Source organism: uncultured Fibrobacter sp. (assembly GCF_947166265.1).
In the GTDB taxonomy this organism is placed as follows: domain Bacteria; phylum Fibrobacterota; class Fibrobacteria; order Fibrobacterales; family Fibrobacteraceae; genus Fibrobacter.
On sequence record NZ_CAMVDO010000008.1, the window covers coordinates 121772 to 143557 of the forward strand.

Here is a 21786-nt window from a genome sequence, read left to right on the forward strand (position 1 = left end):
TTCATCAATATTTCGACTTACTTAATCGACACGCGACGGGTAAGGTTCATGGAACCCGAACGCACACGTACGATGTAGTTTCCTTGACGGAGCTTTTCCAGGCTTACGGAACCGGCAACCTGCCTAAAGCTTGCCACCGGGCTGCCCTGCATATCGAATACTTCGACCTGAACCACATCAGCACCCGTAATTTGCAGCATACGGCCTGCAATGGAAACCTTGAGCGGATTTACCGCATAAGCCTGCACAAAGGTCGTATGTTCTTCGGAACTGCTGGAGTTAACCTCAGCCTCGCTGCTGGAGGAATTTTCGGTTGTCGAGGAACTGCTTCCCGCAGCCGTCACGTTAAGCTTGATTTCGTACTTTTGACCGTTGATGGTCAAGGTTTCGGTCAGCACAGAGCCAACCTCGAAGTGGGTCGGAATAGTAGTAGACGGAACCACAATTTCACTGCCAGTCTGATTGAAAGACAAGAAATAGCAATTATAGGATTCACGATTAAACGTCTGCACGTTCTTGAAGGTCACCGATTCAAAGCTACCGCCCGGAACAACGGTCTGTTCCAAAGAACCGCTCACAACTACGGAGCCGTCCTGGCTGTTCGAAGACTTTGCAGAACTGGAGGATTCAACCGAGCTGCTGCTCTTTGCGGAACTGCTAGATGCTACAGAAGAGCTGGAAGAGGCAATGGAGCTGCTCGACGCAATGCTGGAGGAAGACTTTTCGGAACTAGAAGATGCGACCGAGCTACTGCTCCTTGCAGAACTGCTTGAAGAAGCAGGCTTCACGGGTTCAATCGAAAGTCCGTTGCAACGAACATCGTCGATATAGAGGTAATCGTACTTCGGCTGAGTCAAGCCCTTTTCATCGCCCTTGACTTCCCAAGTAAACTTGTTGATATTCTTCTTGTAGTCGGAAAGGTTCACATGAGTCTTCTTATCGCCCCAATCGGATTGGGCAAGGTCATCGAATTCCAAAGTCACCTTTTTCCATTCACTAGAGTACGACTTTTCAATCAGATGATAGTTGTAGTTTTCAATCGTGGAAAGTTCCACCTTGAAATTATGCGTTGCACCCTTGTACCTATAAGATATCGTCTTGCAAGCACTCAAATCGTAATCACTTTCATCGGCGTTCAGCTTAACGCCAAGTGCTACGTACGGAGCGTATTTATTTTCTCCCTTATCAAGAACAATACCTGTCATAGCGGCCATATAGGAAGATCCATTATCGGCATCAATGACAACGTCATAGCCCTTTTCACCATCAACCACAAAAGTCTTGTTTGAAATCGTCGATTTACCATCATCGTTAGCATCGTTGTAGGCATACCAAACGCCACCAGTATAGGCAAGAGAATCGCCGTCTTCGAAATCATCAATAAAGTCGGTGGTACCATCGGCATTGGAGCTGCTAGATTCCTCGGTACTGGAACTAGAGGCGGGAACATTGGAGCATGCCGTATAGGTAGAGGCGCCGGCCAGGTAGCCTTTCACTAAACGTCCCGAATCGGTATAGCCAAAGGTACTCGATGTGCTTGCACTTGTAAATGCAGCCGTTGTTTCTCCAATCTTCGATGCAGACCAGTTCGCCCAGGAAAGCTTATACTTATCCATCCAAGCCTGCCACGTGTTATTCGCATCTTCAGGAACGTAGCCACCACCATCAGCTGTGCCAGTACCCCATTCGGAAACAAATACGGAATATCCATTGTTCATCGCAGCAAGAGCATTTCGCCCTTCCGTATCTGTGGAATGCGATGCCGCATAGTAATGGAAGGTATAGGCAACATTGTCGTCATTAATCGCTGTTTCCGGCGTAACAACATTCGGATACTGGTCAAAGTAAGGCGTACCTACAAGCACCAGATTATCGGAATACTGACGAATAGCGGCGATCACCGTTTCTGCATAGGTCTTGATTGTCGGCCAATAACTGCGAGCCGCATCTTCACCCCAGCCACCCTTAGGTTCGTTATAGATTTCGAAAATTACGTTATTCTTGTCACCATAGGTCTGGGCGGCCCAACTAAAGAATTCTTTAGCCTGGCTCGTCTGGTTTTCAGCCTGATGGGAATGCCAGTCAATAATCACGTAGATGTCATTTGCGATTGCCGCTTCCACCACGGTTTTCAACATCTTTTTCTGATTTTCGGCACCACCGCTAAGGTAACCTCTGCTTCGGTCCCAATCCTCGCTAATGCCCATCGGGAAACGAATGATTTCGATTTTCATTTCGCTCACCATCGTATTGATGGCAGATTCCGTAAAGAAATCCGTAGAAGCTGCTTCACCCGAGCTCCAGTAGAGACTCATTCCCTTCACCTGGACTTCGTTGCCAGAAGTGCTGTAAGTAGGACAGGAACCATAAATGCGTCCCTTGCCGTCTGCATTCTTACCAGCCTGCAGCTGACCGTACTGGCTCACCGGACCCACGCGGCCAAAAGAAAGTGAAACAAGACCTGCGGCGAGAACGCCCAGGCCAGCGACTTTGATGCTATTCGAAATTTTCATACATCCTCTTTTTACACCAATCTCCAAAAGGCAAATTTAGTTAAAAGGGTGCAATTTTCCACGTGTTAAAACGCACACAAAAAAACATAAGTGTATACGAGTGTACACGGGGAAGTAAACAAAAAATTAAAAATGATAAATCATCCTGGATTCCCTCCCCTATCGCGCTACGCACTCCAGGGTCGAGGATGACTATCCCTCAAAAAAAAGAAGCCCGGACTAAAGCCGGGCAACAAAAGACGCGAATGAACGAAACGAACTAGTTTTCGTTGTTGTGCATTTCCATCTGTTCGCGGTCCATCGTGTGCTGCAAGTATTCCTTGAAGTCACGGTCGATGTTCACACCGTCGAGGTCGATGTCGTCGTTTTCCAACACGAACACGGCACTCGGGTTATCGAGCCAGCCGACCACGTCCACCTGGTCGAGTTTCATGGACTTGTCACCAGCGGCCTGTGCAACGTATTCCACCTTGGACTTCTGAACCCAGCCCTGTCCGCAAGGACCCTTCACGAGCACTTCGGTGTCGCCGTCCTTCAGGATAGTCAGTTCATCATTGAAGCCTGCGGTACAGACGACGGAACCACCATCTTTTTCCTTGGTCAGGTCCACGTCACCCAGTTTGGATTTCACTTTTTTGCCGGCACCGAAGGAGACGCCAACCAACAGAGCGAGAGCAATAAAGAGCACCTTTTTCATATCTTTCCTCAGAAACAGGTTAAAACTTAACAATGCAAGTAGGAATATACCTTTTATTTTTGACTTTCGTCAGATTTTCTTTTAAATTTTTGCGATATGAAGAAGATTTTACTTATTTTGGCCGTCATTTTGGCACTTTTGGGCACCTTTTTGGCCTTCAACCTCAAATCCAGGATGGAATCTCGGGCTGAAAACAGCCAAACCGTGCTTCTGGAAATCCCCAAAGGCAGTTCCCCCGCCAAAGTTTTCCAGATTCTAAGACAGAACGGAATCTGGACCGACGACCTCGCCTTCCGGTTGACGATGAAACGACTCAACCCGAACCTCAAGGCCGGCTGGTTCGAAATTCCCGCAGGACTTACCCTCCCGCAGGTACTCTCGATTATCGAGTCGGGCAAGGTTGCCGTTCGCCGAGTCACCATTCCCGAAGGCCGAGCCTCGTGGGAAATGCCCGCCTATATAAAGAAGGCCTACCCGGAACTGAGCGAGGACCGCTGGAACAAGCTCGTCCAAGACCCGAAGTTCGCCCGTTCGCTTGGAATCGAAGCCAATTCGCTGGAAGGCTACCTGCTCCCCGACACCTACCCCTTCCCGATTGACGCCGACGAAGAAACCATATTGAAGCAGATGGTGGCCGCGAATCTGAAGGTCCGCGACGAAATGCAGAAGAAGTCCGGCTCCATGTGGAATACGCTCGGCAGCTGGCACAAGGTGCTGACCCTTGCAAGTGTTGTCGAAGAAGAGACGGGAATCCCCGAAGAACGTCCGCTGATCGCAGGAGTGTTCCACAACAGACTCCGCATCGGAATGCCGCTCGGGGCAGACCCCACGGTGCGGTTCATCTTTAGGAACCTAACCGGGCCCATCTACAAGAGCCAGCTCAACAGCGACAGCCCCTACAACACCCGCAAGTTCAAGGGGCTGATGCCGGGGCCGATTTCGAATCCTGGCCGCAAGGCAATCGAGGCGGCGCTATTCCCCGCGAAGACCGAGGCGCTTTACTTTGTTGCAAAAGACGACGGGAGCATGACGCATTTCTTTAGCAAGAACCTCTCCGACCACAACAAGTACAAGGACGTCGCCGCGAAGAACCGCGGAGAATAGCTGCACACAGCCGTATACAAAAAGTATTCTTTTTGCCTCTAGCTTTTTGCTAGGGGCATTTCTAAAATTGGCAGCGTATGCAGGTGCAAGTCAAGGACCGTTCCCTTTTAAGCCTCTCGTGGCCGCTATTCATCACCTTCGGGATTGCCACGTGCCAGCCGATGATGGACAGCTGGTTTTTGTCGCGGACATCGGAATCGGCGGCGGCGGGCGTGGGGGCATTGATGCCCGTTCTCGGTGCACTTTTCATGGCCATCAACGCCTTCGCCCAGGCGGGGGCGAGCATCGCCTCGCAGTTTATCGGCGCAGAACGCCCCAGGCAAGCGGGTACCACGCAAACGATGGTGCTGCTCGGGAGCCTTCTGCTCGGCATCGCGATTACGCTGGTGGTGATTCCCTTGAACAGCCAGATTGTAAGCTGGATGGGGCTTACAGGCGATGCCGCCCACCACGCCCGCGACTTTCTGCATATCGTCTCGTTCGGCTTTGCATTCCGCGCGCTGCAATCTACTCTGACTTCGCTCATCGCAACTCACGGCCTTACCGTGTGGAACCTGCTCGGAAACATCATCACGATTATTTCGAATGCCGCCATGAACGTCGTTTTTCTAAACGGCTACTTCGGATTTCCTCAGATGGGGGTGAAGGGCGTGGCGCTTGCCACCATGCTTTCGTGGCTCATTGCCGCAAGCATTCTCTATATCATTTTGCGAGTCAAGGTGCACCATAAGATTCGCCGAACCGACTTCAAACGTTCCCGCGTCATTTTACCGGACTGGATTCGCATCGGATTCCCCGCTGCGGTAGAACCGGTGAGTTTCCAGATATTCCAGGTAGTGCTCACCGCCATCGTGGTGCATTTAGGCATTATCGCCATGACCGCCCGCATTTTCAGCGCAAATTTTGCGATGCTCGCCGTCATTTTGAGCGTAGGCCTAAGTAGCGGAAACCAGATTTTGGTCGCACACCTCGTTGGCGCCCATGACTTTGACAAGGCTAACCGCAGACTGCACCAAAGCCTTATCGCAGGAAGCGCAAGCGGCTTTATCGTAGCCATCGTCGTCGCGATTTTTGGCGGGCAACTGCTCACCCTCTACACCAACGACCCTGAAGTCATTTACCTCGGCAAACTCTGCCTATGGTGCGACGTAATTTTGCAACCGTTCAAGGCCGCAAATATGGTGATTACCTCGGCACTCCGCGCATCGGGCGATTCCAAGTTTCCCGCCATCGTGGGCTCTGCCATGATGTGGACCTGTGGACTCGGCACCGCACTTCTGCTAGCCTTCGGGCTTCACCTCGGGCTCGTGGGTATCTGGCTCGGCATGGCCGCCGACGAATTCTACCGTTCCATTGTCAACTACATCCGTTGGCGTGGCGGTAAGTGGAAACAGTACGGCGTGGTATAATTCCAAACCGATTAGAAATCGTAGTTGCCGATTCGGATAAAATAATTGTACTGTTTGACGTGAGTAAAGTCGTCAAACGAATCCTTGTCCACAATGCGGTTCATACCGGCATAGACAACAAACGAGCGGTACGCAAACCGCAGGGCCGGTTCAAAAATAAACTTGTTTTCGTTCAGCTCCGCATACGGGGATTTTTCGAAATCATGATAATAGGCTCCAAAAAGCCACAGTCCAAAATAGTCGCTGTGTAGCCCCGCACTTAGCCTAGCCATTCCGTATTCGTGCGAAGAAAGTTCAGCATTGTACCATTCCGTGGACCAGGGAGTCACCGCTACATGCTGACGGTAGGCGATATCCAGAGGAGCATAATTAAAGGACCTGGGCGACACGTAGCCATGGCCTTCGTCATGATAGCGTTCTATTCCACCAGCAAGAGCGGCGGCAAAAGTCGTAAAGCGAATCGGTGAAACCGAATAACGCGCATCTGCCAGAAGTTTCCAGTAAATGGGAACCACATCGATAATGCCGTCGTCAAAGCCAATCGATTCGAAACCACCCCAAATATTCAAGGTGTAGCCCTTATTTGCAAACCAGTTGTCATCGGCACCATTCAGATAGCGGTAATGCAACATCGGCGAGACGGGATAAGTCTTGACAGTATTACGCTTGTAGTAAAGCGGATCCAGTTCGAATGTTCTGGAGCCAAAAATAAATTCGGCGGAAATTCGCTGGAACGCATCGACCTCATAGAAAATATTCATCGTAAGATCGCTACGTTCCTCAGAAACGACGCGCAGGTATCGATCCGTCGTTCCGTTGAACGACTTCAAGGGTTCGAGTTTCAAGTAGTCGTAGCCAAACTGCAAATTCCAATGCCGATTCCAGAACTTGGACAAATTCAGGCGGGGTTGCAGTCCGTACGAATATTCGCCCCAGAATCCCGAAAGAATCAGCTCGATTTCCACATGGTCCACATAATGCGTAGACAGTTCGAAATAGGCGTTGGGACCTATCGCGTTGGAACCAAATCCGCCCACGGCCACATCAAATGTCGGATGCACCGCCGCATCCACCTGCAGATTTCCGCTCGGCTGCATACTCAAGTCCAGCGAATCGTAAGCCGGATTCTGCAAGAGCCTGTAGGAAAAATCCTCCGGAGCAACCATACCCGTATCCGATTCGTTCCAGTAAGAGCTCACCGCTTGCTGGATTTCCGACGACAGGCTGTCATATCTCGGTTCAAAGCGGAACCATGGCTTAGCTCCCTCGCGATTTGCAGAATAGTCGCCCTTGCGCCCCTTCAGTACGGCAAACTCGGAAAGCCGCTTTTCGAACGAGGTGAACCCAGACTGGATCCACGCAAAACGAGCTGTATCGAGAATGGTATGAGCACGCACAATAACACCCGGCTGGCTCGCAAGGATATCGGCGGCATGAAGTTTCAACAGGCGGCTTCGCGCATCACCGACCACAGGGGCCCTTAGCGGATCGGACACCACGATAATTGAAAGTTCGGAGGCGTTATCTTCCGTGGGCATCGCATAATACGGACAAATTTCACCGGAGACTTCTCCGGGCAGGCGGGACTTGCGCCCATTTTCCCACAACGGAAGCGAAGACATCACCTGGGGAATCGAATTACCGACAAGGACCGGATTCCCCGCATCACAGGACTGTACCGCAAAGGGAATGCGATAACTGGAGCGCTGGCGGTAAAGACTTTCCTGCAACCGGAGTTTCGCCATGCCATGCACCACCTGCACCGAATCGGGCGCAAGCGTTTTTTTGGTCCAGTGTAACGCTAAAGACGAATCGGCAGACAGAGACCAGCGCTGACGCATCGAAGGGATGCCCGACATCGAAACCGGGAAATCCTGAAACGATTCTTCCTCGTTCCCCAAGTTGTTTTCGGACAAGGAAAGATCGTGGCCCATAAACGGGGCAACCGCAGAATCCAGCATCATTTTCTGGATGTCATCCAGCGGGACCCCTCGCGCCCACAACGAACCAATCCAGGCGCCCCAAGAAGTCGCGACAATGGAATCTACCGGAATTCGATATTCCTCGATAGCATAAAGCACTCCCAGCTGAAACCACGGTGAACGCTCACCGCCGCCCAAATAAAGGACGGTTTTCAGGGGAGCCTTTAAGGAATCGGCATTCGCCGAAATTCCTTTCAAATTCGCCTCGGCAAGCGCAGAATCTGGCCGCAAGGAATCCACGACAACAGAATCTACCTGCGAAACAAGCGAATCGAGAGACGGAACACTATTTTCCGCCGAAGCGGCATTTTTAGCCAGAGAATCCTCTACTGCAGAAGAAGCCGCAAGGGAGTCCCCCGCAGCAAAGGCGATAGAAGATAGCGCAAGCCCAAACAGGGCGGCGCCCTTCGCCTTTACAAGATTATCCCATACGAGCCGGATTGGACGCATAACGCGCCATGTCCTCTTGCGTGATAAAGCCCGAATTGACTAGACCGGCAAGGCAGTCATCCATAAGCATCATCCCTTCGGCCGATGACGCCGCGATAATGGAGGGAAGCGTAAAATGTTCCCCGTTCCTAATCCGCGACGCCACATTCTGCGTACCGTAGAGAATTTCCCAAGCGGGCACCACGCCCTGAGAACTGGGCAATAGACGTTGCACCACCACCGCCTTGAGGACGGAGGCCAGCATATTGCGCGCCATGTCACGGTTTTCAAGGGTTTCCGAAGAAAGCAGGGCATCCAAGGCGCCCACCGCATTTCCGGCCGTCACCGTAAGCACGACAAGTGCCCCCGCCTCGGCAGCTCGCAACACGGGAATCAGCGACTGACCTTCGAAATTACCGAGCCAGATCAGGTCGATTCCACTGCGGAGCGCCTGCTCCATTTTTTCGGGAATCGTTCCCGACGAATTTTCGAGCACCAGCGACTCGCCGCGTTTCACCGGGAGTTCAGCACCTTCGTCCAACAAACTCACGCGAAGAATACCCGACTGGCAAAGCGCCGAAACGTATGCCGTCGCCGTCGTTGTCTTGCCGCTACAGGCGGGGCCAGCAAACACCACAAGACCCGAACGGATTCCGAGTAAGTTAGACAGCGTCGGTGGCGCACCAAGTGCAGAAAAGTCCGGGCATTCATCGAGTACCGGCCTAAAAATGGCCGAGTTACCCAGAGCCGTACGATTGTAGCGCACACGAAAACGCGACCCGCACCAGGGGCCACCCATCATTGTTCCCGACTCGCCTTCCATTGAGCCCAGAAAGTTACGGAGCGTTCCCGGTTCAACCGCCGGAGCATCGGGAATGGCGCAAACCTTACCAGCCAGGCGTACCGCAGAAGCGGCCCCTTCGGTAATCAAAAGTTCAGAGGCACCCACGTTCAACGTGTATTCCAACAAAGATTCAATTTCTGTCGCCATAAAAACACCCCCTAGTTCGCCGGACGGTACGAAGCAAAGCGACGGCTATCGTTTGCACGCATCCACGCTTCAGCTCCTTCGATATAACCGGATTCCACACATTTCTGCAAGGAATCATCCAAAGATATTCCCTGGTTTCCTTGACTGCTGATAGCAGCCGCCAACTGCGCAATTTCACCCTTGCGAAGCATATTCGCCATGGTAGAGGTCATCTTGGTCGCCTCGACCGCAAGCACCTGCCCCTGGTTCTGCACAATCGGAATCAGATGTTGCACGATAATGCCCTTGAGCTGTTCCGCCAAGGAATTCGCAAAGGCGGTACGGTTTTCGACCGACACCGACGAAATCAGGCGAGAAAGCAGCCCATGTACATTGTTGCCAATCGCCGTTGCAAACACGAGGGCGCCCGCGTTGGATGCGCGCAACAGCATCGAAAGTTCTTCCATCGTTTCAAGGTGGTCAAAGAGAATTACGTCAGCACCACTCTGCATGGCAAGTTCGATACCTTCGACACCGGTACGCACATGAAGCCCCACCTCGCGCTGGGCAATGGCGCCACGCGGATTCTGGAGTACGCGTTCAATCGGCTTTTCGATAGTCTGGATATACACGTCGCGGTTCGCGGCAATCGTCTCGGCAAACGTCGAAATGGTTGTAGAGCGTCCGCTCGCAGCAGGGCCCGCTACCAGCACCAAGCCGCTATTGAGTTCGGCGAACTGGTTGCAGAACGGCGGCAAGTAAAGGTTTTCCAGCGTCGTCGATTCCTGCGGAATCACGCGAATGGCGATACTCGGATTGGTTCCGTTCCAGGTGACCGTCATACGGGCACGGCCCACCCCCGCAAGGCCAATCGTCTTGCTAAAATTCTTGCCGACCACAATCTTGTAGCCGTCCGAAAATCCCTTGGAAGCCTCGTCCAGGCGTTCGTTGATACGCGACAAGTCGAGCGCATCGTCAGAAGCCACAAACAGAGCCCCCGACTGGCGCATTACCACGGGGCGATCGGCATACAGATAGATATCCGTTGCGCCGAACTTACGGGCAAAGGCAATCATCTGCGAAATGTTTGTCATCGGGCGAATCTTTTCCGGGGCCTCGACAGGCGTACCTTCACCCGTCAAGATGGCAAAGCGGCTCGGCAATTTTTCGGATTCTTCTTCAGAAGATTCCTCTTCCGCTTCGGCCTGCACCTGCACCGTGCTGATGCTGGTAGATTCAAGCCCCGCCACGGCCTCAACTTCCACATTCGATGTGGATACTTCACCGTACAAGCTACTGTTGCCTTCAATTTGCAAGCCTTCGGACTGCGCAGGCTGCGGAGCCGCAGGGGCAACCGAAGGAGACGATGCCGGAGGCGCCTCGAAGCGGGACACCGCCGGTTTTGCCGAAGTAGCAGCATTAGCGGAAGCGGCCCCCGCTGGAGCCGAAGCCGCACCCGACGCATTCGCCGGAGAAGCCCCTGCGCCGCCTTCGGCGGCGGCTTTCGCTTCCAGGTTTTTCACAAAAGCGAGCACCTTGATGTACATCGGAGGAGGCAAGATTCCGGCATCCACGAGTACCTGGCCAATATCTTTCTTGTCGGTAATCTCGTTCCAATGCGCCTTGACCTGCGCCTCGGTCACCACCTTGTTGTGCACAAGGACTTTCGCCATGTACTGGTTTCTCATAGGAAGTCCCTCCGGCTAAACCACCAGCTTGCAATCGCAAGAAACACGCCAATGTAGCCCAAAGCATAAACGCTGTTCCAGAACACGTACATGTCAGGGAGCGAGACTCCATGCACCACGTAAGTCGTCACGTTGTAACGGTAAAGCCCCGGGAAAATCGCATGAATCACTTCGGCTGCCCTCTGGAAAACCATACTGGACGTTCCGTTCAGTTCGCCCATGCGAGTAGCGAAACGCACCTGTTCCAAGAGCTGATCGCTCAGGTGGCCTGCAAAGTAAACGCCCAGTGTAAACAGAGCACTAAGCACAGTGCTACTGAAGCTGCTGAACAAAAGCGCCACCGCAATCACCACCGCCATCTCGCAGAAAATCAGGTAGATGGCCGTGAGCAAGCTAAGCGTCGGGGCAGAGCCCGTGAGGAACAGCATCACATAATAGATTGCCGTCAAGAGCATGAGGTGAACCGCCACCACGGCCAAAAGGCCAAAGTACTTCCCCACAATGAAAGAGGCTCGACTGATGGGTTTCGACAAAAGCGTAAGCACCGTGCGGCGCTGGATTTCCTTTTGCACCAGACTGATGCCCACAAAAATCGAAATCAGGAGTCCCGAAAGACTCATCACCGAAAGCGTCGTGGACTTGATCACGTAGGCGCGGTCAAACACCGACCACTCGCCCAGCACGATGCTAAAAAGCGTCATCGCAATCGCGAGGAAACCGATGTTGTAAAGAATCTTGTCGCGAATGGATTCGCGGAACGTATTGAGGGCAATGATGCCGATATGCTTAAGCGTCTGCACGGGCAATTTCCTCCGTCAAAATATCTTCGAGACTCGGGCGCTTGTGGTCCATTCGTTCCACGGCAATCCCCTTGTCCAAACAATAGCGCAACAAACGATCGCGTGCGGCATCGTCGGCACACACACATTCCTGCGGATGCCCTGCGGGGCTAACGCCTTCGGGCAGTTCCATCTGCGGAATCGCTTCGCGGGTACGCACGTGATATTCCACGCCGCAAGATTCCGTAATTTCATCCACAGTACCTTCGCGGACGATCTTACCGTCGACAATCATCGCGACCTTGTGGCTGATCGATTCCACATCACTAAGCAAGTGGCTCGAATAGAAAATCGTCACACCCGTGCGGTTGAGTTCCATAATCGCTTCGCGCACATCGCGACGGCCCATCGGATCAAGACCGCTCATGGGTTCGTCGAGAATCAACAGCTTCGGCTTGCCGAGAATCGCCTGTGCAATGCCCACGCGCTGCATCATACCCTTGGAGTACGAACGCAGACGGCGATCGATCCAGTCCTTATTCGCATGCAGCAGGTCCAGCGACCAGTCGATCCGCTTGTCGAGCTCGGCACCCGTCAGCCCCACCAGCTTGCCGTAGAACTTCAGCAGTTCGCGGCCCGTGAGGTAATCGTAAAAGTACGGCTGTTCCGGAGAATACCCGATGTATTCACGGCTCTTCACGTTACGCGGAGAAATCCCGTTTACCAGCACCTTGCCCGAATCAAAATTCAAAAGACCCGTCAGCACCTTGATAGTCGTAGACTTACCCGCGCCGTTCGGCCCGATAAAGCCATACACCTGTCCCGGTTCCACGGAAAAACTCACATCCTTGAGCGCAAGCTTCGGTTTCATCAAGAAACCGCTGCGGTACGTCTTATGCAAATGTTCAATCTTAATCATCTACCAAATCACTCCTGCTCCGAATTTCTAGAGCCGCCAAACGCACGAGACTCAGCCTCTTCGATTTCCTTGCGACGGCGTTCAGCCTTTTCTTTCTTGTTGATAAAGAAATAAATGACCGCTCCCACCGCATAGCACAAAATACCCGAATAAAAAATCGGGTTGATGGAACGCCCTTCGAGAGCGGGAAACAAGTTCAAAATAACACTGTGACCGAACAAGCTCAGAAGCACAAGCACAAAGCCTAGCGCACGGAGCACGTAAGTCACAATAACGAGTTTACGCATAGATACCTCAAAACTGCACCGGTGCGGTGCATCCTTTTAGCTGAAAAATACACAATTATTTAGGGAATGGAGAGGTAAAAATGTCAAAAAAGGCTATAAAAAGCGCCTACAAGTCTAGTCAAAAAATACGTGTTAACTAATAGGGGTGAATAAAATTTGCCCAGCAACAAATATCTTGACATTATCTAGATAAAGATATATATTATGGACATCAAGATAAGCGAACACGCAAAACAGAGAATGGATGAGAGAGGTGTTTCCGAAGAACAGGTGAGGAATTTCTTCGATTCCAACGAGCCGATTTTTTCTTGGAATTTATCCAATTTCGACAACTCTGTTATTTTGGTTGACACTGTGTTTGATGGGCGCAAATTTAGGTTGGTCTATAACGTGCTCACGGATACGCTGATAACACTTTTCCCTAGGAGGTAGATTATGACAGACAAAGAACTTGCATTGGCCCTCGAAAGGGAATATGAGGAAACGGGTGATAATGCTGGCATCGCAATGCCCCCGGCCCCATCAATGGCAGCAGCCATTGCCACAGTCAAGAAACGCAAAACCAAAGTCGGAACAAGTTTTGATCCGGGTGTTTTAGAGGCATTCAAGGCGAAGGCTGAACGCGTCGGAATTCCTTACCAGACGTTGCTCAATTCCGTGGTCAAGCGTTATACCGAAAGCAAGCTCGACATCGAGGTTGCGTAGATTCGACAACAACTGCAATAGAGTATAGTCGGACTTTTATCCCTTAACGTGAATCACGGAGGCGAATTCCTTGAGAAGTGCAGGATCGTCCACCTTTTCCCATAGGGTTCCGGTCACGATGATGTTTGCGCCAGCGGCCACACGGACTGCAGCCGTCTGCGGATCCTTGATGCCACCACCAGTGATAATCGTCATCTCGGTCGCCTTGCGGGTATAGGCAATGTGTTCCACCGGTACAGGTTCCTCGGCACCACTGCCCGCTTCTAGGTACACATAGCGCATGCCCATGAGTTCGGCGGCAATGGAGTTCACCATGCTGAGTTTCGGCTTGTTTGCGGGAACCGGCATCGTACCGCTGATATATTCCACCGTCGTGCGCTTGCCACTGTTGATCAGCTGATAGGCTGTCGGAATCGCTTCCATGTTCAAGGCTCGCACGAGTGCTCCACCGCGCACCTGTTCGTCGATCAGGTAGTTCGGGTTACGGCCACTCACGAGCGTCATGAAAAGCATCGCGTCAAAGCCGGGCACCACCTGCGAGGCTCCACCCGGGAAAAGTACAACAGGCAGGTCCACATTCGCCTTGAGCGCCGCCACCTGCTTCGGAAGCGTAAAGTTACCCAGGAAAGACCCGCCCACCAACAAGAGGTCGGCACCGTTTTCGGCAGCCATCGCGCCAGCCTTCACAAAGGCGACTTCGTCCGAGGTATCCGGATCCAGTAGCACTGCAAAAAGTGCCCCACGTTTCTCGATTTCTGCATTCAGACGGAGTTCTGTCTTCCCAGGTTTCATAAAATATCCTTTCTACCACAAGGGTAACCTCTTAGAAAGATAATAAAAAAGACGAAAAACCGAAGCCCACAAGCCTTTTCTTTGCCCCCATTTGAGGCATTTTCGTTCACCCCACGTTCACAAATCCGCCTTCCAACGCAATTCACCTGCTTTTCCACCCTTTACTTCGGTTAAACTCAGTGCAGGCACAGGCTTAGGCCTCAGAGACCTCTCGCCACATTCTGCCCTGGATTCCGTCGCTGCGCTCCAGGATGACATTCGGCATTTTTCATTTTTCTTACCGTCTACTATATTTACGTCATGAATCTTTTCACGAAAATCGACATTCCTATATCCGACTGGCAAATCGACTACAAAAGCCACCTGGCGTTTTTCGGATCGTGTTTCGCAGACAATATCTCAGCACAGTTTGCAGAACGGAAGTTCAACGTTCTTGCAAACCCGTTCGGCACGGTATATAATCCGATTTCTTTGGAGAGCCAAGTCAAAGCGATTGCCGATGGGAAAGTTTTCGGAGAAGACGATGTTTTTCAAGACACGCGATGCGACGGGCTTTGGCACTGCTGGGATGCGCACAGTTCGCTTTCGGCAAGCACCCGCGAAGAATGCATCGCCAAGCTGAACGCCGCCGCGAAGCAGGCCCGGGAATTCTTGCAAAAGGCGGACACCGTCTTCATCACGCTCGGCTCCGCATTCGTCTACTATTTAAAGGACAGCGGCAAGCCCGTATCGAATTGTCACAGGCAAGACCCGAATCTGTTCACGCGCCGGCTGATTTCGGTCGAAGAAGTCGCCTGCGCCATCCGCGAAATCGTCGAGAACTTGCGTAAAATCGCCGCGACCGCAGAAAACAGCAACGGCCGCGAACCCCGCATCGTGTTCACCGTGTCGCCAATCAGGCACAAGGGCGACGGAGCACACGGCAACAACCTTTCCAAGGCAACAGTATTACTCGGCATAGAAAGAGCTATCGAAGAGATTGCCGCGTCGCCGTTGGCTCCTCGCAATGACATCGCTGAATATTTCCCTAGCTACGAAATCGTGATGGATGAGTTGCGCGACTACCGCTTTTACGCCGACGACATGGTTCATTTGTCTAAAACCGCCGAAGACTACATCTTTGAGCGCATGGTAGACACCTACTGCGACGAAAAGACCCGCGCAGACATCGCCCGCGTGGAAAAATTCCTGAAAATGGCGAGTCACCACATTAAAGACGAAAGCTCTCCCGCCACCGCAGAATTCCAGAAAAAGCTCGCCGCGCAGGCGGCAGAACTTGAAAAGCAAATTCCCGGACTTGACCTAGCGCAAGAAAAAGACAACCGCAAAAAACTCTGCTAAGAACGCTTCGACCGGCTAAAACTGCCTAGCGGGTATTTTGCCACCAGGGCCGCGGCTTTATTGCCAAGGAACTGGATGACCTCTACCATAACGATGATGATTATAACCGATTCAATCATCACATCGGTGCGGAATCGCTGGTAGCCGTAGCGAATGGCTAGGTCGCCAAGGCCTCCCCCGCCAATAGCGCCCGCCATCGCAGAATAGCCAATCAGCGTAATAATCGTCAATGTAACGCCCGAAATAATCGACGGAAGCGCCTCGGGAATCATCACCTTCCGCACAACCTGCCGCTTGGAAGCGCCCATAGCAACCGCCGCCTGAATGACGCCCTTGTCCACCTCGTTCAACGCAGTCTCGGTCAGACGCGCAATAAAGGGAGCCGCCGCAACAGAAAGCGGAATAATCGTCGCCTCCGTCCCAATCGCCGTTCCCAGCACCACGCGCGAAAGCGGGAACATCACAATCATCAAAATCACGAAGGGGAAAGAACGCAGCGTGTTCACGATACGGCTAATCAGCTGGTACGGAACAATCTTGGGAGCGATTCCCCGTGGAGAAGTCACGAACAGGAAAATGCCCAACGGGAACCCGAGAAGTACTGCAAACAAAGTCGAAAAGAAAACCATGACTATGGTTTCCCAAGTAGACTGCAACACCAGTTCCGTTATCGGACTCATCTTTTACTCACCTCGTAACCGTTGTCCTGCAAATAGGCGATTGCCGACTCGACAGAAATTTCGTTGCGACGAATATTCGAAAGGAACTCGCGGGTAATTTCGTGCTTGGGCGAACGGAATACATCCGACACCGCGCCTGTCTCTACCACACAGCCCTTGTCGATGACCGCCACATATTGGCAAGCATCGCGCACCACTTCCATCTGGTGCGTAATCATCACCACTGTGAGATTCATTCCTGCGTGGATTTTCTTAATCAAGTCCAGAATTTCGTGAGTCGTCTGCGGGTCGAGCGCACTCGTCGCTTCGTCGCAAAAAAGAATGTTCGGCCGCGGTGCCAAGGCACGAGCAATCGCCACGCGCTGTTTTTGACCGCCCGAAAGTGTTGTAATCGGCGACTTCTCGCGGTCTTCAAGGCCCACAAGCGCAAGCATCTCTTTGACGCGAGCGTCGATATCGCGGCGGTTCCAACCTGCAAGTTCCAGCGGGAACGCCACATTCTTGCCCGCCGTACGCGAACTGAACAGGTTGAAGTTCTGGAAAATCATCCCGATTTCGAGCCTGCGGCGATTCAGTTCCTTTTTAGGCAAATGGTCTACGCGGACACCGTCGTAATAGACCTCGCCCTGGTCGGGAGTTTCTAGCAAACTCGCAAGCCGCAATAGCGAAGACTTGCCCGCCCCGCTCTTGCCGATAATGCCGATAATCGCATTATCAGGAAAGTCAAGGGAAATATCCTTGACTGCCGTGACGCTTGCGCGTTTTGTCGTATATGTCTTATTCAGATGTTCGAGCTTAAGCTGCATCGCGCAACCTAAAAAACGGGAACCACTTCGCCCTTGGGGTACTTGCCCTTGATCCAGTTCTTGACCTTTTCGCTCTTGAGCGCATTCACCAAGGCCTGAATCTTTGCGGACTTTTCGTTACCCGCCTTGACGGCAACCACATTCACATAAGGCGAACTCGCATTTTCGACAAACAAGCCGTGAGTCGAAGCGTTAAGCCCCGCCGGAATCGCGTAATTGCCGTTGATGGCCGCCGCATCGACATCCTGCAAAATGCGCGGGAGCGAAGCAGCCTCCAGTTCCTTGAACTTCAGCTTTTTCGGGTTATCGACAATGTCGATGGGAGTCGCCGTGATACCCGCCTTGGGGTCAAGCTTGATAAGTCCCGCAGACTGCAGCAAAAGCAAGGCGCGGCCTTCGTTGGTGGGGTCGTTCGGAATCGCAATCGTGCCACCCTTCTTCAGATCCTTAAGAGACTTCACCTTCTTTTTGGAATTCTTCGACGGATAAAGCGCGAAAGGTTCCACATGGATACCGCCCGCATTCACAAGGTGCGTCCCCTTTTCCTTATTGAAACTTTCGAGATAAGGCAAGTGCTGGAAATAATTCGCGTCCAGTTCGCCCGATTCCAAAGCCTCATTCGGTGTAACGTAGTCGGTAAACTCAACCACCTTGAGTTCGTATCCCGCCTTGGCGAGGTCCTCTTTTACCAGGTTCAAGATAGAAGCATGCGGCTCCGGGGTTGCACCGACCTTGATGACTTCGGCAGAAAACGCGGCAGCGGCAGCAATCGCCACAGACAAAATAACCTTGCTGATTTTTACAATATTCATTTTACTCTCCTATTTTTTGCACGCGAAAGATAGGATTGGCAAGAGTTATCAGCAAGATATATTTAACTATAGCGCTTTATAGGGTTTTTCTATATATATTTTGTGCAAAAAGCTTTACGCTTGTTTCCAATGCTTTAGTTGCGAGAGGTGTTTGTCGAAAAAGGCACGGCGTTCTGCGTCGGAAGTATTGTCGGGATTGGGCATGTGCGAAAGCAGAAAATCGAGGAGGACCGACTTGTCGTTGTAAACAAACTTACCGTCGGTATAGCACCACTTGCAATAATCTTCGTTGAATTCGCCGCTGGGTTCACGGCTGATCATGGAATCTTCGCTGAGAGGCATTCCGCAGCATTGGCAGAAGAGTTGGCGCGGAGCGCCGAGCAACGTGTTGATGGACTCGTCGAATTCACGGGAGATGACTTTGAGCATTTCGGTATTCGGCTGGGTTTCGCCAGTTTCCCAGCGGCTCACAGCCTGGCGCGTTACATGCAAGCGTTCTGCCATCTGGTCCTGGGTCAGGTTTTGATTCGAGCGCAACTTAAGCAAAACTTCTCGTACTTCCATAATATTCTCCTTTTGCAAATAAAATATTTTTAATCGTTTATCATTTCTTTTGACGAGTATAATATAGAACCAAGCTATAGCAAAAACAAGCAACAGGCTGTTGCTTTTTTACGAGAGGCGCGCAACCGAGAAGCGCGCGGCCCCCGGTCCACAAACAAAAAAGGCGACCCTAAGGCCGCCTGAAAATTTTGAGATTCTTTCGTCTCTCGTCTGTAGCCGCAACGCGGCGTTCTTTCGTCTAACTAAGCACCCAGCTTGGCCCTAATCCAATTGTTGGCGTTGGCGATAGCACCGGCAATCTTGTCGACTTCCTTGGTACCGGCCTGAGCGCGGTCGGGGCGTCCACCGCCACGACCACCGCAAGCAGCGGCAAGGTCCTTTACCATGTCACCGGCCTTGATGCCCTTGGCCTGAACGTTCTTGCCCACCATCACGGCGATGCTACCGGCACCGTTCACCTTGTTGGCAATCACGGCGACGCTGTCAACGTCAAGTTTGTTCTGAACACCATCGAGCAAGTCCTTGTACTTGTCTTCGGGCATGTTTAGGTCGCGGACAATCAGGTTCACGCCCATCACGTTGATGCCACCATTCAAGATTTCGGCAGCGGCAAGCGTTGCGAGTTCAAGCTTCACAGACTGCAAGCTCTTTTCCAGGTTCTGCGTCTTGGCGAAGGTCTGCTGAATGCGGTCAAGAACTTCGGCGTCCTTGCAGCGGAGCTGTTCGCGGAGAGCCGTGAGAATCTGCGTACCGGCGCGGAGCAGCGAGAGTGCGCCACGGCCAGAGACGGCTTCGATACGGCGTACGCCAGCGCTCACGCTGGATTCGCTAATAATCTTCACGAGGCCGATGTTACCGGTGTTCTGCACATGCAAGCCACCGCAGAGTTCCTTGGAGAATTCTTCGTTGCAGGCGCCCATCTTCACCACACGGACTTCATCGCCATACTTTTCGCCGAACAGAGCCATAGCACCGCTAGCCTTAGCTTCATCAACGCCCATCACCTGGGTGTTGACCGGCAGACATTCCATCACCTTCGCGTTCACGATGTCTTCGACCTTCTGGATTTCTTCGGCAGTCATGGCGTTGAAGTGGCTGAAGTCGAAGCGGAGGAGTTCGTTGGAAACAAAGCTACCCTGCTGCTGCACGTGAGTGCCGAGCACCTGACGCAGCGCAGCCTGCAGCAAGTGGGTGGCGGAGTGGTTCTTGCGGATGTCGTTACGGCGGTCGTTGTCGACAGTCGCCATGAACACGGCGCCCATCGTCTCTTCGTTGGCCGTACCCTTCTTCACCTTACCGCGGCAGAGGGCGGTATCGTTCACCTTCACGGTGTCGAATACGTCAATTTCCAAATCAGCAGAAACGAGCGTTCCCTTGTCGCCGACCTGGCCACCCATTTCGGCATAGAACGGAGAGGTTTCGAGCACGATGGAGAGGACACCCTTGTCTTCACGCCAGCGGACAACCTTCGTTTCGCAAGCGGAAAGTTCATAGCCCACGAACTTGGTGCTTTCTTCGCTGTACTGCGTCCAGCCTTCGGTACCCATCGTGTTGATGCCCTGCTTCATGTTGGCGCGGGCGCGGGCCTTCTGTTCTTCCATGCACTTTTCGTAGCCTTCTTCATCAATCAGGAGGCCCTTTTCTTCGGCGAGAATGCCAGTGAGGTCCGGCGGGAATCCATAAGTATCATACAGCAGGAACACCTTGTCGCCCGGAATCTTGTCGCCCTTCTTGAGTTCGGCAGAGATAGCGGCGAAGCGTTCGAGACCAGCGTCGAGCGTACGGATAAAGCTTTCTTCTTCGCTCTTGATGACGCTTGCCACGAATTCCTTGCGTTCGCGGATTTCCGGGAAGGCATCGCCCATCGTGTCGGCGAGAACCTGCACGAGCTGGCAAATGAACGGCTTCTTCTGGCCGAGCAGGCGGGCAAAGCGGCTTGCGCGGCGGAGAATGCGGCGGAGCACGTAGCCACGGCCTTCGTTAGACGGGAGTGCGCCGTCGGCAATGGCGAAAGAAATAGCGCGGATGTGGTCGGCAATCACGCGGTGCGGAGTGCCAGCTTCGCCATCGTTGTACGGAACGCCGGAGAGTTCAGCAATCTTAGCGATAATCGGGGTGAACACGTCGGTATCGTAGTTGCTGGTCTTGCCCTGGAGAATAGCGCAGATACGTTCGAAACCCATACCGGTATCGACGTTCTTGGCCTTCAGCGGAATCAGGGAGCCATCGCTCACGCGTTCGTACTGCATGAACACGTTATTCCAAATTTCAATGTAACGGTCGTTTTCGCCGTTCACGCCCTTGATCGGGTCCTTGAACGTTTCGGCCTGCGTAGCGAGGTCGCCGCGGTCGTAGTGGATTTCGGAGCAGGGGCCGCACGGACCGGTGTCGCCCATTTCCCAGAAGTTGGAGTGAGCGTCAAAGCGCATGATGCGGTCATCCGGGAGGCCGGACACGTCCTTCCAAATCTGCCAGGCTTCGTCGTCGTCCTGGTACACGGTCGCGAACAGGCGTTCCTTCGGGAGCTTCCACACTTCGGTCAAAAGTTCCCATGCCCAGGCGATGGCTTCTTTCTTGTAGTAGTCGCCGAAGCTCCAGTTGCCGAGCATTTCGAAGAAGGTGTGGTGGTAGTTGTCGCGGCCCACCACGTCGAGGTCGTTGTGCTTACCGGACACGCGGAGGCACTTCTGGCTGTTGCATGCGCGCTTCCAGCCCTTCGGATTGTCGCCCAGGAAAATGGCCTTGAACTGGTTCATGCCCGCGTTCGTGAACATGAGCGTCGGGTCGTCATGCGGAACCACCGGCGAAGAACGCACAAAGAGGTGGCCCTTGGATTCAAAGAACTTGATAAAAGATTCGCGCACCTGCGCAGAAGTCATAGTAGGCATAATGTGTCCCTTTATTTTTTCGGGCGTAAATTTAGCAAAAGGCGAACGCAGCGGCAAAACAACTTGTTGTTTTGACATTGCTGAGCCGTGCTAAATGCGCTCCGAAGGAGCGCCAAGATAGAAATTAGACGACAAATTCTCAAGTCGAGCGTCGCGGCCAAGCTTGCTTGGACATGACCGAGACTAGAATTTGGGATTGGAACGAAGTGACAATTCCAAAGACGAGAGACGAAAGACGAGAGATATGATATAGAAAAGGGGAACGTTTCCCCCTGATTGCAGCCCCGGCTGTGTCATCACCGCGCCCCACTCGTCATCCCCGCGAAGGCGGGGATCTTCTAGCCGGGTCTTCCATCACCCCCTCGCTGAAGTGAACCCAAGAAGTTGGACTGTTTAAAGTTAGGTTAAATTCGCCTTATTT

At 52.6% G+C, this 21786-nt stretch carries 19 protein-coding genes; 5 read left to right on the plus strand and 14 right to left on the minus strand.

What is annotated here, in order from left to right; all coding sequences use genetic code 11:
* Window positions 1-17 precede the first annotated feature (17 nt).
* Together Q0W37_RS06210 and Q0W37_RS06215 are read right to left on the minus strand one after the other, a co-directional pair.
* Window positions 18-2513 (minus strand): cellulase family glycosylhydrolase, encoded by a 2496-nt coding sequence (locus tag Q0W37_RS06210; protein WP_297699797.1) that lies wholly within the window; start codon window positions 2511-2513, stop codon window positions 18-20.
* A 259-nt stretch (window positions 2514-2772) separates the two neighbouring features.
* Window positions 2773-3210 (minus strand): hypothetical protein, encoded by a 438-nt coding sequence (locus tag Q0W37_RS06215; protein ID WP_297699799.1) that lies wholly within the window; start codon window positions 3208-3210, stop codon window positions 2773-2775.
* Between the two features lie 96 nt (window positions 3211-3306).
* On the opposite strand from Q0W37_RS06215, the gene mltG reads away from it, so the two are divergent.
* Window positions 3307-4314 (plus strand): endolytic transglycosylase MltG, encoded by a 1008-nt coding sequence (gene mltG / locus Q0W37_RS06220; RefSeq protein ID WP_297699801.1) that lies wholly within the window; start codon window positions 3307-3309, stop codon window positions 4312-4314.
* A 77-nt stretch (window positions 4315-4391) separates the two neighbouring features.
* Window positions 4392-5723 carry an MATE family efflux transporter gene (locus Q0W37_RS06225; protein WP_297699803.1) on the plus strand — a complete coding sequence of 444 codons (1332 nt, stop codon included), beginning with the start codon at window positions 4392-4394 and terminating at the stop codon, window positions 5721-5723.
* A gap of 11 nt (window positions 5724-5734) precedes the next feature.
* Here Q0W37_RS06225 and Q0W37_RS06230 read toward each other — a convergent pair whose 3' ends face one another.
* Genes Q0W37_RS06230 through Q0W37_RS06255 form a run of 6 tightly spaced genes read right to left on the minus strand, consistent with a single transcriptional unit; the run spans window position 5735 to window position 12777 of the window.
* The gene (locus Q0W37_RS06230) at window positions 5735-8155 is read right to left on the minus strand and encodes a patatin-like phospholipase family protein (protein ID WP_297699805.1); all 2421 of its coding nucleotides are present in this window, start codon (window positions 8153-8155) and stop codon (window positions 5735-5737) included.
* Window positions 8127-9125, minus strand: coding sequence for an ATPase, T2SS/T4P/T4SS family (locus Q0W37_RS06235; RefSeq protein WP_297699807.1), 999 nt, complete (start codon window positions 9123-9125; stop codon window positions 8127-8129). The genes Q0W37_RS06230 and Q0W37_RS06235 overlap by 29 nt, the downstream gene beginning before the upstream one ends.
* Before the next feature lie 11 nt (window positions 9126-9136).
* Entirely contained in the window at window positions 9137-10792 is a 1656-nt protein-coding gene (locus Q0W37_RS06240) for an ATPase, T2SS/T4P/T4SS family (protein ID WP_297699808.1), read from the minus strand.
* On the minus strand, window positions 10789-11592 hold the full coding sequence (locus tag Q0W37_RS06245) for an ABC transporter permease (protein ID WP_297699810.1): 804 nt from the start codon (window positions 11590-11592) through the stop codon (window positions 10789-10791). The genes Q0W37_RS06240 and Q0W37_RS06245 overlap by 4 nt, the downstream gene beginning before the upstream one ends.
* On the minus strand, window positions 11579-12490 hold the full coding sequence (locus Q0W37_RS06250) for an ABC transporter ATP-binding protein (RefSeq protein ID WP_297699812.1): 912 nt from the start codon (window positions 12488-12490) through the stop codon (window positions 11579-11581). The genes Q0W37_RS06245 and Q0W37_RS06250 overlap by 14 nt, the downstream gene beginning before the upstream one ends.
* 8 nt (window positions 12491-12498) lie before the next feature.
* On the minus strand, window positions 12499-12777 hold the full coding sequence (locus Q0W37_RS06255) for a hypothetical protein (RefSeq protein ID WP_297699814.1): 279 nt from the start codon (window positions 12775-12777) through the stop codon (window positions 12499-12501).
* A 204-nt stretch (window positions 12778-12981) separates the two neighbouring features.
* On the opposite strand from Q0W37_RS06255, the gene Q0W37_RS15395 reads away from it, so the two are divergent.
* Together Q0W37_RS15395 and Q0W37_RS06260 are read left to right on the plus strand one after the other, a co-directional pair.
* The gene (locus Q0W37_RS15395) at window positions 12982-13209 is read left to right on the plus strand and encodes a DUF4258 domain-containing protein (protein WP_367186248.1); all 228 of its coding nucleotides are present in this window, start codon (window positions 12982-12984) and stop codon (window positions 13207-13209) included.
* 3 nt (window positions 13210-13212) lie between these two features.
* The gene (locus Q0W37_RS06260; protein WP_297699815.1) at window positions 13213-13482 is read left to right on the plus strand and encodes a hypothetical protein; all 270 of its coding nucleotides are present in this window, start codon (window positions 13213-13215) and stop codon (window positions 13480-13482) included.
* Between the two features lie 36 nt (window positions 13483-13518).
* On the opposite strand, the gene Q0W37_RS06265 is transcribed toward Q0W37_RS06260, so the two are convergent.
* Complete coding sequence (locus Q0W37_RS06265; RefSeq protein WP_297699817.1) at window positions 13519-14274, minus strand: geranylgeranylglyceryl/heptaprenylglyceryl phosphate synthase; 756 nt, start codon at window positions 14272-14274, stop codon at window positions 13519-13521.
* A gap of 300 nt (window positions 14275-14574) precedes the next feature.
* Here Q0W37_RS06265 and Q0W37_RS06270 point away from each other — a divergent pair, with 300 nt between their 5' ends.
* Window positions 14575-15615, plus strand: coding sequence for a GSCFA domain-containing protein (locus tag Q0W37_RS06270; RefSeq protein WP_297699819.1), 1041 nt, complete (start codon window positions 14575-14577; stop codon window positions 15613-15615).
* Here Q0W37_RS06270 and Q0W37_RS06275 read toward each other — a convergent pair.
* The 5 genes from Q0W37_RS06275 to alaS form a co-directional block, all read right to left on the minus strand.
* Window positions 15612-16295 (minus strand): methionine ABC transporter permease, encoded by a 684-nt coding sequence (locus Q0W37_RS06275; protein ID WP_297699821.1) that lies wholly within the window; start codon window positions 16293-16295, stop codon window positions 15612-15614. The two genes, Q0W37_RS06270 and Q0W37_RS06275, sit on opposite strands and share 4 nt — an antisense overlap.
* Entirely contained in the window at window positions 16292-17101 is an 810-nt protein-coding gene (locus Q0W37_RS06280) for a methionine ABC transporter ATP-binding protein (RefSeq protein ID WP_297699823.1), read from the minus strand. Before Q0W37_RS06280 ends, Q0W37_RS06275 begins: the two co-directional genes overlap by 4 nt.
* A gap of 8 nt (window positions 17102-17109) precedes the next feature.
* Window positions 17110-17913 carry a MetQ/NlpA family ABC transporter substrate-binding protein gene (locus Q0W37_RS06285; RefSeq protein ID WP_297699825.1) on the minus strand — a complete coding sequence of 268 codons (804 nt, stop codon included), beginning with the start codon at window positions 17911-17913 and terminating at the stop codon, window positions 17110-17112.
* Window positions 17914-18027: 114 nt separating this feature from the next.
* Window positions 18028-18477, minus strand: coding sequence for a zinc ribbon domain-containing protein (locus tag Q0W37_RS06290; RefSeq protein WP_297699827.1), 450 nt, complete (start codon window positions 18475-18477; stop codon window positions 18028-18030).
* Between the two features lie 242 nt (window positions 18478-18719).
* On the minus strand, window positions 18720-21365 hold the full coding sequence (alaS, locus tag Q0W37_RS06295; RefSeq protein WP_297699829.1) for an alanine--tRNA ligase: 2646 nt from the start codon (window positions 21363-21365) through the stop codon (window positions 18720-18722).
* Window positions 21366-21786 lie beyond the last annotated feature (421 nt).